The sequence below is a fragment of the Streptomyces zinciresistens K42 genome (assembly GCF_000225525.1).
GTDB lineage: Bacteria > Actinomycetota > Actinomycetes > Streptomycetales > Streptomycetaceae > Streptomyces > Streptomyces zinciresistens.
The window spans coordinates 12,364-25,459 of sequence record NZ_AGBF01000003.1 but is presented as its reverse complement, the minus strand read 5'-3'; the positions used below and the strand labels follow the sequence as shown (position 1 = coordinate 25,459).

The 13,096-nt window shown below is 73.0% G+C and carries 9 protein-coding genes; 4 read left to right on the top strand and 5 right to left on the bottom strand.

Going from position 1 to position 13,096, the window contains the following annotated elements; translation table 11 throughout:
* Positions 1 to 8: 8 nt before the first annotated feature.
* The 3 genes from SZN_RS02230 to SZN_RS02220 all read right to left on the bottom strand — a co-directional run bounded on the left by SZN_RS02230 (position 9) and on the right by SZN_RS02220 (position 4,623).
* Positions 9 to 215 carry a ferredoxin gene (locus tag SZN_RS02230; RefSeq protein WP_007491075.1) on the bottom strand — a complete coding sequence of 69 codons (207 nt, stop codon included), beginning with the start codon at positions 213 to 215 and terminating at the stop codon, positions 9 to 11.
* A 131-nt stretch (positions 216 to 346) separates the two neighbouring features.
* Positions 347 to 1,438: a cytochrome P450 gene (locus SZN_RS02225; RefSeq protein WP_007491073.1), complete on the bottom strand. Its 1,092-nt coding sequence runs from the start codon at positions 1,436 to 1,438 to the stop codon at positions 347 to 349.
* Between the two features lie 287 nt (positions 1,439 to 1,725).
* Entirely contained in the window at positions 1,726 to 4,623 is a 2,898-nt protein-coding gene (locus SZN_RS02220; protein WP_007491070.1) for a helix-turn-helix transcriptional regulator, read from the bottom strand.
* Positions 4,624 to 4,807: 184 nt separating this feature from the next.
* On the opposite strand from SZN_RS02220, the gene SZN_RS02215 reads away from it, so the two are divergent.
* The 4 genes from SZN_RS02215 (at position 4,808) to SZN_RS39625 (ending at position 11,348) form a co-directional block, all read left to right on the top strand.
* Positions 4,808 to 7,852 carry an AAA family ATPase gene (locus SZN_RS02215; RefSeq protein WP_007491069.1) on the top strand — a complete coding sequence of 1,015 codons (3,045 nt, stop codon included), beginning with the start codon at positions 4,808 to 4,810 and terminating at the stop codon, positions 7,850 to 7,852.
* A 269-nt stretch (positions 7,853 to 8,121) separates the two neighbouring features.
* On the top strand, positions 8,122 to 9,966 hold the full coding sequence (locus SZN_RS02210; protein ID WP_425274399.1) for a hypothetical protein: 1,845 nt from the start codon (positions 8,122 to 8,124) through the stop codon (positions 9,964 to 9,966).
* Entirely contained in the window at positions 9,953 to 10,321 is a 369-nt protein-coding gene (locus SZN_RS02205) for a hypothetical protein (protein ID WP_007491066.1), read from the top strand. Before SZN_RS02210 ends, SZN_RS02205 begins: the two co-directional genes overlap by 14 nt.
* Positions 10,322 to 10,331: 10 nt before the next feature.
* Entirely contained in the window at positions 10,332 to 11,348 is a 1,017-nt protein-coding gene (locus SZN_RS39625; RefSeq protein ID WP_007491065.1) for a hypothetical protein, read from the top strand.
* 211 nt (positions 11,349 to 11,559) lie between these two features.
* Here SZN_RS39625 and SZN_RS02195 read toward each other — a convergent pair whose 3' ends face one another.
* Positions 11,560 to 12,024, bottom strand: coding sequence for a MarR family winged helix-turn-helix transcriptional regulator (locus SZN_RS02195; protein WP_007491064.1), 465 nt, complete (start codon positions 12,022 to 12,024; stop codon positions 11,560 to 11,562).
* Between the two features lie 44 nt (positions 12,025 to 12,068).
* Entirely contained in the window at positions 12,069 to 12,983 is a 915-nt protein-coding gene (locus tag SZN_RS02190; protein ID WP_007491063.1) for an NADP-dependent oxidoreductase, read from the bottom strand.
* Positions 12,984 to 13,096 lie beyond the last annotated feature (113 nt).

The window sequence follows — 13,096 nt, the reverse complement described above, 5'->3', positions numbered from 1 at the left end:
TACTGCTTTCACGCGCCAGGGTCTTCTTCGAGGCGGATCGCACCGCTCGGGCAACGGGACACGATCTCGCGCAGAACGTCCAGCCGTCCGGCGCCGGGCTGCGCGTCGAGCAGAACGACGGAGCCGTCCTCGTCGCTCTGGTCGAACAGGTCGGGCGCGATCAGCGTGCACTGGCCCGCCGAACAGCACACCTCACGGTTGGCGGTGATCCTCATCGGTTCTCAGTCCTGCCTGGTTGTTCGGGATGGGCCGGCATGTCTACGTCTCATGGGCCCTCTTGCATGACGGTGACGGACGGCGGGAGAACCTCCCACCGCCCGTCGCGTTCACCGCTGGCGCGTCTCGATCAGTCCTCCCAGGTGACGGGAAGCGATCCGGGGCCGTAGTGCACGAAGTCGTCCCGCATCGGGATCTCGTCGGCCGGTACGGCCAGTCGCAGCGTGGGGAACCTGTCGAACAGGGCCTCGTAGCCGACGCGCAGGATCGTGCGGGCCAGATGCTGGCCGAGACACTGGTGGACGCCGTGGCCGAGCCCCAGGTGCCCGTGGTCGGTACGGCCGATGTCCAGCTGATCGGGGTTCTCGTAGCGCTCGGGGTCGCGGTTGACGGCGGGGAGGGCGACAGTGACCACCTCGCCCTTCCTGACGGTCCGGCCGGCGAACTCGACGTCTTCGAGCGCCCACCGGCTGGCCCCGAGGTGGGAGATGGTGAGGAAGCGGAGGAGTTCCTCGACGGCAGCCCCCATGAGCTCCGGGTCCTCCTTGAGCTTGGCCAGTTCACCGGGGTGCTCGAGCAGGGCGTAGACGCCCATGGCGAGCATGTTGCCCGTGGTGTCGAAGGCCCCGGTGATCAACGTGGCGGTCATGCCCATGAGTTCTTGCTCGGTGAGCTGCCCGCCGCGGATGAGGTCCCCGAGGACGTCGTCCCGGGGGTCGTCCATCCGGGCGGGGACGAAGCGGGCCAGGAACCCGCTCATCGCGGACACGGCGGCGAGCGCCTCGGGAACGGTGGCGGAGAGCCGGCCGGTGGTCTCCACATGACGCTGGAGGCTCTTCCGCTCCGATTCGGGGACGCCGATCATCTCGCACATGACCCGCGAGGGAACGGACTCGGTGAAGACCTCCACCAGGTCGGCGCCCGGCCCGGCCTTTTCCAGGTCGTCGAGTTGCTCGTGGACGATTCGCTCGATCATGGGGGCGAGTTGACGCGTGCGCCGGACCGTGAAAAAGCCGGTGATGAGCTTGCGATACTTGCTGTGGACCGGGTCGTCCGTCTTCGCGAAAGCGCCCGGAGCGGCCGGTCCGTCGTACGCCAACTCCGTGGGGACGGGAGAGATGATCCCTTCCTGGCGCGCGCTGAAGCTCTTGTGGACGAGCAGTTCCTTCGCTTCGGCATAGCGGGTGACGAGCCACCCGGGCGTGCCGCCCGGATAACTCATGCGTGTTATCCGCTCCCGCTCGCGCAGCGGGCTGTAGCCATCCGGAGGATCGAAGGGGCAGCTCCGCTGGGTAGGCAGTGACACAGGGGGGTGCAGGGCGTCGGCCACGACTCCTCCATCGATTCACGATCCACGCGTTGAGGTCGTCGGCCGCTACACCGGCTGGCTCGATCTCGATGCTAGCTTCGCCGTCGACCCGATTGCGCGCCGAAAGGGCCCTGCGGGCGCGTTCTGTGAAATTCCTTAGACAAAAGGCGGGAGCTGTTGACCCCTGCGCGCGGGTGCACTCACCCCGGGGTGGGCCGGGTGAGGGTTCCGTTCAGCCAGGCCGCGGTGAGCTCTGTCCGGGAGCGGCAGCCGGTGCGCTGGAACAGTCGTGTCAGGCGCTGCTCCACGGTCTTGGGGCTGCAGGCGAGTTCTGCGGCGATCTGCCGGTTGGTCGCGCCGTCGCTGACCATGCGTGCCAGCCTGATGTCGAGTTCGGTCAGCTTGTCGTCGGGTTGGCGGAGTCTCGGTACCGGGATGTCGCGCAGCTGTGCGATCCGGTTCACGATGGTGCGGAAGGGCCGGCCGAGGGCGAGGTTGTGGGCCTTGCGCATGGCCTCGGTCAGCCATGCGCGGGGGTCGTCGGTGAGGTACGCGAGGCAGAGGCTGGAGATGACGCTCAGGTAGACGTCGCCTCGGCTCGTGAGCATGCGGTCGGCGGTCAGTGCGCCGTCCACGTCGTGGTGTGCGACGCCGCGTGCGATGAGGAGGACCTCGCGGGTCATGGGGGAGGCCGCCTCCTCGTGCAGGGTTTCCAGTTCCTCCAGGGCCCGCTGGACCGTCTGCGTCATGTCCGCGAGGGCGGCGAGCGACAGGATGCGCAGCAGCACACGCTCGACACCGGCGAGCAGGCCGCTCTTTCGTGCCTGCCGCACGTCGTGCCAGGCCCCTTCCAGCGCCTCCTTCTCTCCCGACCAGTACCGGACGGCCAGCCGTGCCCGCGCCGCCAGCGGATGGGTGAGGGTGTCGGGTATCAGGGCGAGCCACGCCTGGGCACGTGCGAAGTCCCCGCGCGTGCAGTGGATTTCCGCGGCCAGCGCCCGCGCCAGGTGGGGGACGCCCGCCGCGCCGTGGGTCCGGCTGCGCACCTCGATGCGGCGGGCGCCGACCAGCGCGGCGTCCCAGTCCCCCGCCAGGTAGTCGCGCATCATGCCCCGGTACTGGGCGGCGACGCTTTCGGGTGCCGCGGTGTACCGGTCGCCGAGGACGGCGGTGAGAGCGCCGGCCAGGTCCGCGTAGGCGGCGGCGTTGCGCAGCGAGTCCAGGGCCCCCTCGTCGATCGTGCCGGGGGGCAGGCCCTGGAGTGCCCGGCGCAGCTCGGTGTCGCTGCCCACCGCGGCGGTCATCAGGTGCAGTTCGGCGGGCGAGGGCAACGGCGCGGAGCCGGGTCGGGGCCCGGTGTCCGGGGCGGGGTTCGCGGTGAGTGCCGGGCGGAGCGTCACCGGGCCGATGCCGTAGAGGCCGCCGAGCGCTGCCAGTCCGGTCGCGGTGGGAAGCCGTTCCAGCGCCTCACGGTAGCGGGGGTCGGTGTCGTCGGCGTACGGGGAGCGGTGTTCGTGAACGGCCGCCCACACCCAGGCGCCGGCAACGGCCTGGAGGTCCGCCGGTGTCCCGGTGGCGTCCTCGGTGACGTCCTCGGTGACGTCCTCGGCGGCGTCCTCGGCGGCGTCCTCGGCGTCCTCGGTGGTGTCCTCGGTGGTGCCGGAGTGCCGCAGGTCCAGGCAGGCGAGCAGCGGCTCGCCGAGCGCCAGAAGCCCGCCGGTGTCGCCGTACCGCAGGCCCAGACTGCTCGCCTCGGTCAGCACGCCGCGTGTGCGCCCGTCCTGCGGCGCGAGCCGGCGAAGGGCCGCAGCGTAGGCGCGGGCAGGTCTTCGCCAGTTGATCCTGGCGTCCTCCCGGGCCGCGGCCAGCAGCAGCGGCACGGCGAGGGCGTCGTCCAGGTGCGGCCCGGCGGCTGCGACGTGGTCGGCCAGCCCCGGGTAGCCACCGCCGGCGGCTTCGGCTCCGAGCCGGTCCACCACCGGCGTGACGAGCCGCGCGTGAAGGTCCCGCACGCCGCTGCGGCCGGGCAGGGTCCGTAAGGCGGCCGCGAGCGCCGGGACGGCGAAGGACAGGCGGCCCTGCTGGTCGATGGCCAGTATCCGGTCCGCGACCAGCCGGTCCAGTGTGCGCTCGATGTGCTGGGCGTCGGCCGCCGGCGTCAGCCGGGACACGTCGTCGACGCGGACTTCGGCGTGGTCCAGTCCATGGGCGGCGACGATCGCCGCGCGGACGATCTCGAAGCCCGCAGGCGCGTGGGGCTCACCGAACACGAGGCGTTCGGCCAGCCCCGCGGTCAGCCGCAGATGCTTCTCGGCAAGCGTGAGGCACAGCTGGCCGTCGAGTTCCAGCAGGTCCCGCTCGTCCAGTGTGTGGAGCACCGACAGCACGGCCCGCGGGTTGCCCGTCAGTGTGCCCAGCGCCCGTGAGACGGCGTCCGCGAGCGCGGGTTCGGCCGGGCGGCCGAACCGCCTGGCGATGTTGACGCGGACGAGCGTGGCGACGTCGGCCGCGTGCAGTGGCGGCAGTCGGAGAATCCGGTCGGCCGCGGCCGTCAGCCGGGCGCGGCCGGGGTCCGCCGCGGGCTGCGGCCGGCCGGCCAGCACCACGGGTACGCCGCGCGGGCGGCAGACCCGCAACAGCAGCACCAGTGCTTCGACGCTGCTTCGCGGCATGCGCTCGACGCCGTCGACGATCAGCGCGAACGGGGTCTGGCGGGACGTCTCGGTCAGTGCCTCGGAGAAGGCGGACAGCCCGGTCACCTGTCCTTCCCGCGCGGCGGCGCGCAGCCGTACCCGGCGGGCCGTGGTGAGAGGCGGCAGGCAGCCGCCGGGGTCCTCGACGAACAGGCCGCAGCCGGAGTCGATGACGATCTCGTCGGGCGTGTCATCGGCGTCCTCGTCCTTCCAGCCGAGCCGCAGAACCACGGCGCCGTCCTGGATCGCCGCACGTCTCGCCTGCTCCACCACGGCGGTCTTGCCCATCCCGGCCTCGGCGGTGATGAGCAGGACACGTGCCGCGTCACCCGTGGCGCACAGGGCATCGGCTACTTCGCGGACATCGTCGTTCCTGCCGATGACCGTTCCATGACTCTGCTGCACGATGCCACCTCGCTCGTTTGACCAACCCGGAAGGAAGACGGCTCCCGGATGATCTGCGTTGACCGGGGAAGGGATGAATACCCCTCCTGTAACGCAAAGTTGACGTAGAAGACGTGGTCGTTCCACGGCGCCGCTCATAAAGTCAGCGAGCCGGCCCCCGCAGCGGGGGCCGCCGGAGACGCCCATGTTCACAGCCCACCTGGGCAAACCGATGAACAAGAGGATGCACTGCACCGTGGCTTCGTGGTCGGGCAACAACGAACTGTTCAGCTGGGGTACGGCCGCGCGCGTGGACCGCACCGACGACTGCCTGCTCGGCCGCGCGCGTGAGTCGGAAGAGGTCCACGACTGCCTGAGCGCTCCTGCCGGCCCGCGCCTGGTGCTCGTGCGGGGCGAACGCGGCGTGGGCCGCACCACGTTCCTCAAGGCGGTCGGCGCGCGGCTGCGCGCACAGGGGACCGCCACGGCTGCCGTGGACTGCGTTCCGGGCGACCGTGCACGGCCTCTGCTGCTGGCGCTGCAACTCGTCACGGTGCTCGAAGAGCACCCGTCCGCCGAGGAACGCCTGCGGCCGGCCGCGGGGCTGGTCGCTCGGGCGCGGTCCGCCGTCGACCGGCGTGACGGGACGGCCATGGACACCCTGCTCCGCGCCGCCCTGGCCCGTTCCGCGCCGGTGACCGTCCTGGTCGATGACGCCCAGCATGCCGACGCCGACTCCCTGGCCCTGCTGGGCGGGATCGACGTCTCGCCGCTCTCGGCCGATGTCCGCCTGGTGGTGTCGGCGGTGCGGAACGTCGGACCGGGCGCGGACGGCACGGCGGCGGGCGGCCCTGACGCCGTCGGCGTGGGCACCTCACTCCCCGGGCGGAAGGCCGGGCGGGGCCGGACACCGGGCTGTGCGGGGGTGCCCGGGACCGTCGACGAGTTGGCCGGTTCCGAAGGGGCCCGCACGGTGGTGCTGCCCCGGCTGGCACCGGAGACCACTGCCGCGGTGGTGGCGGGGTGGCTGCAGGCGGCGCCCGACGCCGTCCTGACCCGGCGGACGGACGAGTTGGCCCGCGGTGTCCCGGGGGCGGTCGAGGCTCTGATCACCGGATGGGCCAGGCGCGGCGAGATCCGGGTCGCCGAGCGCCACGCCTTCATCGGCGCGAGGGCGCCGGTGCCCGTTCTGCCGGACGACGACCGGTTCGTCTCGGCGCTGGACGCGCTGGGTGAGCCGTGTCGTGCGGTGGCCGCGGCGCTGAGCGTCCTGTGGCCGCTCGGCCGACCGGCCCTGGAGCTGACCGCGACCTGGACCGGCTTGTCCGCCGACGCCGTCTGCGACGGCGTGCGCGGCCTGATCGGGGCGGGGATCGTCGACGAGCTGACCTGCCCGGACGACGCCACGGTAGCGGGCTGGACCTTCCGTCTTCCGCTGACGGCGCACACCGTCCGGCAGCGGCTGCGGCCGATGGAGCGCAGCCGGCTGTCCGCCGCGGCCGTCGGCGTCCTCTGGGCGCACGCGGACGCGGAGAGCGCCGGAGAGGCCGTCGCCCCGCCGCCGGTCCTGCTCGGGGAGAAGGACGCGTTGGTCTACCGGGCGGACCGGATCACGGACGCGGGCAGCCTGGTCGACCGTGACCGCGCGGTGGCCGAACTGACGGACGCCGCCCAGCGGATGCCGCCCGGTACCGACGACCATGCGGTGCTCCGGTGGCTCAAGGCCGCCGCCGACCTGATCGAGCAGCCCAGCGACCGCGACCTGGTCCTGAAGTGGCACGCCACGGCCGCCTATCTGACGTGCGACTACCGGACCGGCCGTACCGTCGGGGAGTCCCTGCTGCGCAACCCCGGACCGAAGCTGACCGCACTCGACCTGCAGGAGGCAGCCTGCCTCGTCGTGGCGGTCACGGCCAACGCACGGGACTGGGCCACGATGTCCCGACTCGCAACGACCCGTTGGTGGGACGAGCTGCCGGTGCCCGACCTGGCCAAGGTGACCGGCCGGGCCCTTGCTCTGTGCCATCTGTCGCGGTGGCCGGAGGCGGCGGAACTGCTCGCACGGACCGAGGCGGTGTGGAACACCGGTCCGGGCGCACGCGCGGCACCCGCCCGTTTCAGCGCCATGGCTGAACTGGCGATGGGCCGACCGGAGTCCTACCGGCGCGAACTCGCCATGCGGGAAGCCCCGGAGCTGCCCCCTGGCAAGATGTACTCGCTGGTCGCCGGCATGTTCGACAACCTGCTCACCGGCTACGACCTCAAGGCGGCCACAACCCTGCTGGAGACGACCGGCCTGAGCGTGCAGGTGCTGCCCCCGCTCAGCCAGTTCCTCTTCAACCACCTCACGGGCCGGTGGGACCAGGCACTGGAATCGGCCCGCCGTCTGATGGCCGTCAACGAGGTCCGGTTGACCCCGGTGTCGGACAACTCGCCGCTGCCCGCGTGGACGGCGGGCATCCTGCTGGCCCGAGGACGCATCACCAGCGCTCTCCAGCTGCTGGAGGGCCTGCGCGGTCCCGGGGGAAGCCCGCCGCAGTGCGCGCTGCACGCATCGGAAGCGGAAGTGCTCATGGCCCTCGGCGACCTGGACGGTGCCGGGCGGACACTGCGCGGCGGACTGGACAGGGCACAGGCGCACGACCAGATCTACGGCACGGACGACCTGTGGGCCCTGCTGGCGGAGGTGGCGGGCCGGGCGGGGCGCACCGCCGAGGCGATGGCCTGCCTGCAACACCTGGAGCGGATCACCAGGCGGACGGGCAGCGAGCGGTCCCGCCTGCGGCACCTGCTGGCCTCGGCCTGCGCCCTGCGACATGACGCGCCCGACCCGGCCCGCCGCGATCTGCGCGAGGCCGTGGAGCTCGCGCGCGCCCGGGGCCTTCCCTTCGAGACGGCAACCACCCTGGTGGCCGCCGCCGAGACGGGCGCCGGCCCGCCCGCACTGCTCAACGAGGCGTACGAACTGTTCGGCCTGACCGGTGCCACGCTGTGGCGCTTTCACACACGGACCGCGATGCGAGAGGCCGGACTCACCGTCCCCGGCCGCCGGCAGGCCACCGCCGAGAACGACCACCTCCTGACCGCCCTGCTCGCCGAACAGCTCACCAACCGCCAGATCGCCACCGTCCTGCGCCTCAATGAGGACGCGGTCTCCCGGCGGCTGTCCCGGCTGTTCGCCCGAACCGGAAAACGGTCCCGCACCGAACTCGTCACCGCCGCTCTGACCGGCACGCTCGGTTCCCTCTGACACGGCCGGGCCCCGGCCCGCGAGCCATCCGGCCGCCCCGGCAGCCGTCCGGCACTCCCGCTCGTCGCGGTCGGGCCGCTCCCCGGTCCGGTGGTGGTCCAGCCGGACCGCAGGGCCGGTTGTGGTCGTCCGCCGGAGTCCGTATGGAACGTCTGTGCGTGACCGGGTGGTTGTTTGAAACGCGGCTCCGCCGTCATCCCGGCCCCCTATGCTGATGGTTTCTCAGTTGTCTTTGAGAGCAATTCAGTTCACACATCGGGGGAGATGCTGTGAGTACCGCCAGTGTGCCGTCACGGCCACCGTCCGCGGGGGCGGCCGAGCCCATGCCGTCGACTCCGCCGCCCGTCGCGCCGCATGCCAGCGAGGCCAGCCGCCTGCTGTGCGCCGGCGCCTATCTCGACGCCGCCTACCGGGACCGGGTCGTCGAGGAGCTGGACCTCAACGACCAGCGGATCGCGGCGCCCTCGCTCGGGTACGACGCCGCCCGCGTCCTCGCGCACGCCCTGCGGGCCCGGCGCCTGGAGCTGGGCTGGGCCGGCGCGATCGTGGGGCTGTGGGTGGTGGGCCTGTTCGCGACCGACTTCCTGCTCGTGGGCTACCTCCTGCCCAGCCTGCTCCTGGCCATGGGGGCCGCGGTCCGGGGCGACGGCGACGGGCCGCCGTTCGCGCGGCGACTCGCGGCGTTCGCCATCCGCTGGCTCGGCCGGATCGTGTTCGCTCTCTTCCTGGCCGCCACGGTCGTCTTCGCGTTCTCCGACGCCGACTCCGCCTCGTCCGAACCCGTCTGCGAGGCGTACGACGCCGCCGGCTACTGCCAGTCGTACTCCTCGGGCGGCTCCCCGGGCTTCTGGGGCTTCTTCGAGGGGCTGCTGCCCGGCCTGTCGCAGATGGTCGGCGGTGACGGCACGGTCGAGCCGCTCCAGGCGTGGCTCGCGCTGGTGCTCTTCGTGGGCGTCGCCGTCTGCACGGGCGCCCAGCGCAGCCAGTTCGCCCGCGCCCTGGGCGCCGAGCTCTCACCCGAGCGGTTCGCGGACGCCGCCGCGGACCCCGCGGAGAACACGGAGAGCCGGCGGTTCCAGCGGCTGAAGGAGCGCATCCGGCTGGAGCAGCGCGCGCCGCTCATCATGTACCACGGGGCGCGCCCGTTCTGCGGGGCCGGTGCGGCCTACGACACCTGGGTGCTGGCCGTCGAGCTGCGGCCCGACGGGGTGAGGAAGGTCCGGCCGATGAGCAACCGGACGATCCTGGACGCCGTCCGCCCCCTGGTCGAGGGGCTGCGGCTGCCCTCGGAGTACGCCGGGCACGCCGTACGCGACCGGCTGCGCTGGCTGGAGGTCGACGAGTGCGTCTTCCTGCCCGCCGAGGGGCTCGGGCGCCGTGAGGACGCCCCGTACCGCGAGGAGGCGTTCGAGGAGCACCGGGCTCGGGCCGTGGAGGAGGGCGCCGAGAAGCGGCGGCACTTCCTGCGGGTCCGTGTGGGCGGCTGGGAGGAGGAGTTGGTGGTGACCGTCTACGTGCGGATCCACACCCAGGGCCGCATGCTGATGCTGGAGATCGCCCCGCATGTACTGCAGCCGATCCGCGCGGACTTCAAGGACGCCGACCGCACCGCCCACCGGTTCCGCAGCAACAACTTGTTCGGCAGGGCCACCTGGGCGGTCGGCCAGGTGCCGGGCGCCTCGATCCGCTCCCTGGCCACCCTGGGCCACGGGGCCGCGTACGGCTGGCAGTTGCTCGCCGGCGGCTACGCCAACGCGCTGCCCGACGGCCCCGCGGTCTCGGTGCGCGAGCTGGCCGCGGCCCGGTCCGGGTCGCTCTTCCAGCAGATGGACGTCGACCGCTACCTCAGGAGCGTGCAGGACCGCATCGCGAACGGGGTGCGCACGGCGCTGGCCGATCACGGTTACCAGACCGGCGAGTTCGTGCAGAAGGTGGTCAACATCAGTAGGGGCGGGGTGCACATCGACTCCGTGGCGGGCAGCACGTTCGCCGTCGGCTCCCATGCCCGCGCGTCCTCCGGGACCGGTCCGGGCACCCCGCACCACCACTCCACCACGCACAGCGGCTCCGGGCCGCGTCATCAGAGAGGGGGCGACAGCGATGGCAACGGATGAGCCCGACGTCCGCATCGGCGACGTCGCGCACAGCACCTTCGCGATCGGCAGCCACGCGCACGCCGAGAGCCACCACGGCACCGGTGCCGGTGCGGCGGGCGCGGCCGCGGAGGAGCTGCTGAAGGCGGTACGCGAACTGCGCGCCGATCTGACGCGCGTGCGGGAGGACGAGCAGACCCGCGCGCTCGACGCCGAACTGGCGGGCGCCGAGGACGAGATCACCCGTACCGGCGCGGTCGGCGAGAGCAGGCTGCGGCGGCTGCGCCAGCTGCTCACCGACTCCGAGGCCCTGGTGAGCCTGCTGGCGTCGGCGGGGGTCGTGGCGAGTTCCGTGGCAGGGCTGCTGGGCAGGTGAGGAGTACACCATGAACGGGGGACAGCAGTACTGGAACGAGGAGACCCAGCGCTGGGAGGAGGGCACCCGGGAGGAGGCGCGCACCACTCCGCCGCCACCGGGCCGGCCCGACCACGCCCCGACGCTGGTCACGTCGCACAGCGGCGAGGACGTCCGGCCCCCGGCCTCCGGGCCACCGGGGACCGAGCCGCCCGCCGCCGCGCAGCCGTCAACTGCCGCCGCTCCCCCGCCGGTTCCGCCGCCGCCCCCGGCGCCGTGGGTCACCGGTCCGTCCTGGCCCCCGGCGGACCAGCCGTCCACTGCGACGGCCGCCCGGTTCGACCGGCGGCGCGTCTGGGCGGCGGTGGTGGGCGCGGCCGTCGTGATCGGGGTCACCGCGGGTCTGGTGCTGACGCGGACGACCGGTGACGGCGACGACCACGCCGGACAGGACCAGGCGGCGGAGTCCGTGACCCCCACCGGCCCGGAGCAGCCGCCGACGCCGGAGTCGCTCACCGAGGAGGTCCCGCAGGAGACGCCCTCGCCCTCTCCGACCGCCGCCCGGCCACCGTCCGGCTACGAGTCGTTCGACGACCCCGAGGGGTTCCGGGCGGCCGTGCCCGCGGGCTGGGGGCGGACCACCCTGTCGTCCAAGTACGGCATGGACATCGTGAACTACCGCAGCCCGGACGGCCGGCGGCGCATCCAGGTGTTCCAGGTGGCCGAGTCGACCCCGCAGGAGTCGTTCGATCTGTTCCTGTCGCCCGGCACGCCGAAGGCCGCCAGCTTCCGGGAGTTGGGCCGGCAGTCCTTCGGCGCGGGAGGTCTCGGCGCGGAGCGGCTGGAGTACCTGGTCGACTCGATCCGGGGCGAGCCCGACATCGGCACCTGGCATGTCGTCGACACGCGTTTCGCGGCGTCGGACGGCACGCTCTACGCGGTGGCGGTGTACGGCCGCGACGACGACGGCCGGGAGGACGAGGTCGCCATGGCCGACGCGGCGGTCAGCTGGTTCTGCGCGCCGGTAGGCACCTGCGACGGCGCCTGACGCCGGGCGGTCCCGCCGCGGCACGTGGGCTGCGCCGCGCGGGCGCTCCGCCACCGCGCCGGCGGTGCGGCCGGTCGGGAGCGGTGCCGCGGCTTTCGCGGAGTGGGCTGTCGCGCGGGCGGCGGGGGCGGGCGGGGTGCCCCCGCCGTGCGCGGGGTGGGCGCGGTCGGGCCGGCCCGGCGAACGAGGGCCGGGCGGATGAGCCCGGTGCCTACCGTGCGTGCCTCCTGACGGATTCCTCGATCACGTATGCGCACGCGGTGAACGTCTCGATCTGCTCGGGCGTCAGATCGCGTACGGAGATCTCCTCCAGGGTGCGCCACATGTCGGTGATGGGCTCGCGCAGGGCGCGCCCGGCCTCGGTGAGGTGGACCACCATGACGCGCCGGTCGTGCGGCGCCGGTTCCCGGGTGAGCAGCCCGGCCTCCTGCATACGGCGCAGCGACTTGGAGACGGTGGAGTGGTCGAGGCCGACCCGCTCCAGGAGTTCGGCCTGGGTCCGGCCGTCGCGGTCGTAGAGCTGCATCAGGAGCAGTTCCTGGCCGGGGTGCAGGTTCATGGCGCGGAGCATGGCGGCGGCATGGCCGCGGTGGGTGCGGGCGAGCTGGAAGACGGCGTAGCTCAGCGGTCCTCCTCCCGCCGCTCTCGGCGGTTCCGGCGGGGTGGTGTCGGGCATGGTCACTCCTTCGTCACGGGCGTCGGACGACGGCATCGCGCACGTCACACGACGGTGAGGACGATCTTGCCCCGGTTGTGGCCCGCGTCGCTCGCCTGCTGCGCCTTGGCCGCCTCGGCGAGGGGGTAGGTGGCGCTGATGGTGGTGACCAGGGTGCCGTCCGCGGCCTGCCGGGCCAGTTCGGCGAGGCGGGCGGCGGAGCGGCGCTGGGGGCCCTGGGCGAAGACGATGCCGAGTTCGGCGGCGCGGAAGTCGGCGGTGGTGACGATCCGGTCGGTGCCGCCGCGCAGGGTGAGGGAGTCCTCCAGCGCGCCCTTGCCGGCGGCGTCGAAGACGGCGTCCACCCCTTCGGGGGCGAGCGCGCGGACCCGCTCGACCAGGTTGTCCCCGTAGACGAGGGCGGTGGCTCCGAGGGAGGTGACGTACTCCTGGTTGGCCGGGCCGGCGGTGCCGAGGACGCGGGCGCCGCGGGCGACGGCCAGTTGGACGGCGATGGTGCCCAGCGCGCCGGACGCGCCGTGGATCAGCAGCGTCTCGCCCTCGCTGACGCCGAGCAGGTCGAGCACCCGTTCGGCGCCGTCGCTCGCCACGGGCAGGGCGGCGGCGTGTGCCCAGTCGAGGTCCGCGGGCTTGGGGGCGAGGACGACGGCGGAGGCCAGGGCGTACTGGGCGTAGGAACCGGTGTCGGACCAGCCCAGGACCTCGTCGCCCGCCTTGAGGTGGTCGACGCCCTCGCCGACGGCGTCGACGACGCCGGCGATCTCCCCGCCGGGCACGGCCGGCAGCGTGGTGGGGAAGATGGCCTCCATGGTGCCGGAGCGGATCTTGCCGTCCACGGGGTTGACGCCGACGGCGTGCACGCGGACGCGGACCTGGCCGGGGCCGGGCTGCGGGACGGCGATCTCCGCCTCGTGCAGGACTTCGGTGCCGCCGAACGCGTCGAAAACGATGGCCTTCATGAGGGTGCTCTCCTCGGGTCGGTGCGCTGCGCCGACCATTTACTTGGCCAGCCACATAAAAGTAGCACGGATTATGTGGCTGGCCAAGCAAATGGTCGGGGCTGGCGTCCCGC

Coding starts and splice junctions, on each gene's coding strand:
- SZN_RS02230 (WP_007491075.1), bottom strand. CDS start 215: ATGAGGATCACCGCCAACCGTGAGGTGTGCTGTTCGGCGGGCCAGTGC.
- SZN_RS02225 (WP_007491073.1), bottom strand. CDS start 1,438: ATGAGTTATCCGGGCGGCACGCCCGGGTGGCTCGTCACCCGCTATGCC.
- SZN_RS02215 (WP_007491069.1), top strand. CDS start 4,808: ATGTTCACAGCCCACCTGGGCAAACCGATGAACAAGAGGATGCACTGC.
- SZN_RS02205 (WP_007491066.1), top strand. CDS start 9,953: ATGGCAACGGATGAGCCCGACGTCCGCATCGGCGACGTCGCGCACAGC.
- SZN_RS39625 (WP_007491065.1), top strand. CDS start 10,332: ATGAACGGGGGACAGCAGTACTGGAACGAGGAGACCCAGCGCTGGGAG.
- SZN_RS02195 (WP_007491064.1), bottom strand. CDS start 12,024: ATGCCCGACACCACCCCGCCGGAACCGCCGAGAGCGGCGGGAGGAGGA.
- SZN_RS02190 (WP_007491063.1), bottom strand. CDS start 12,983: ATGAAGGCCATCGTTTTCGACGCGTTCGGCGGCACCGAAGTCCTGCAC.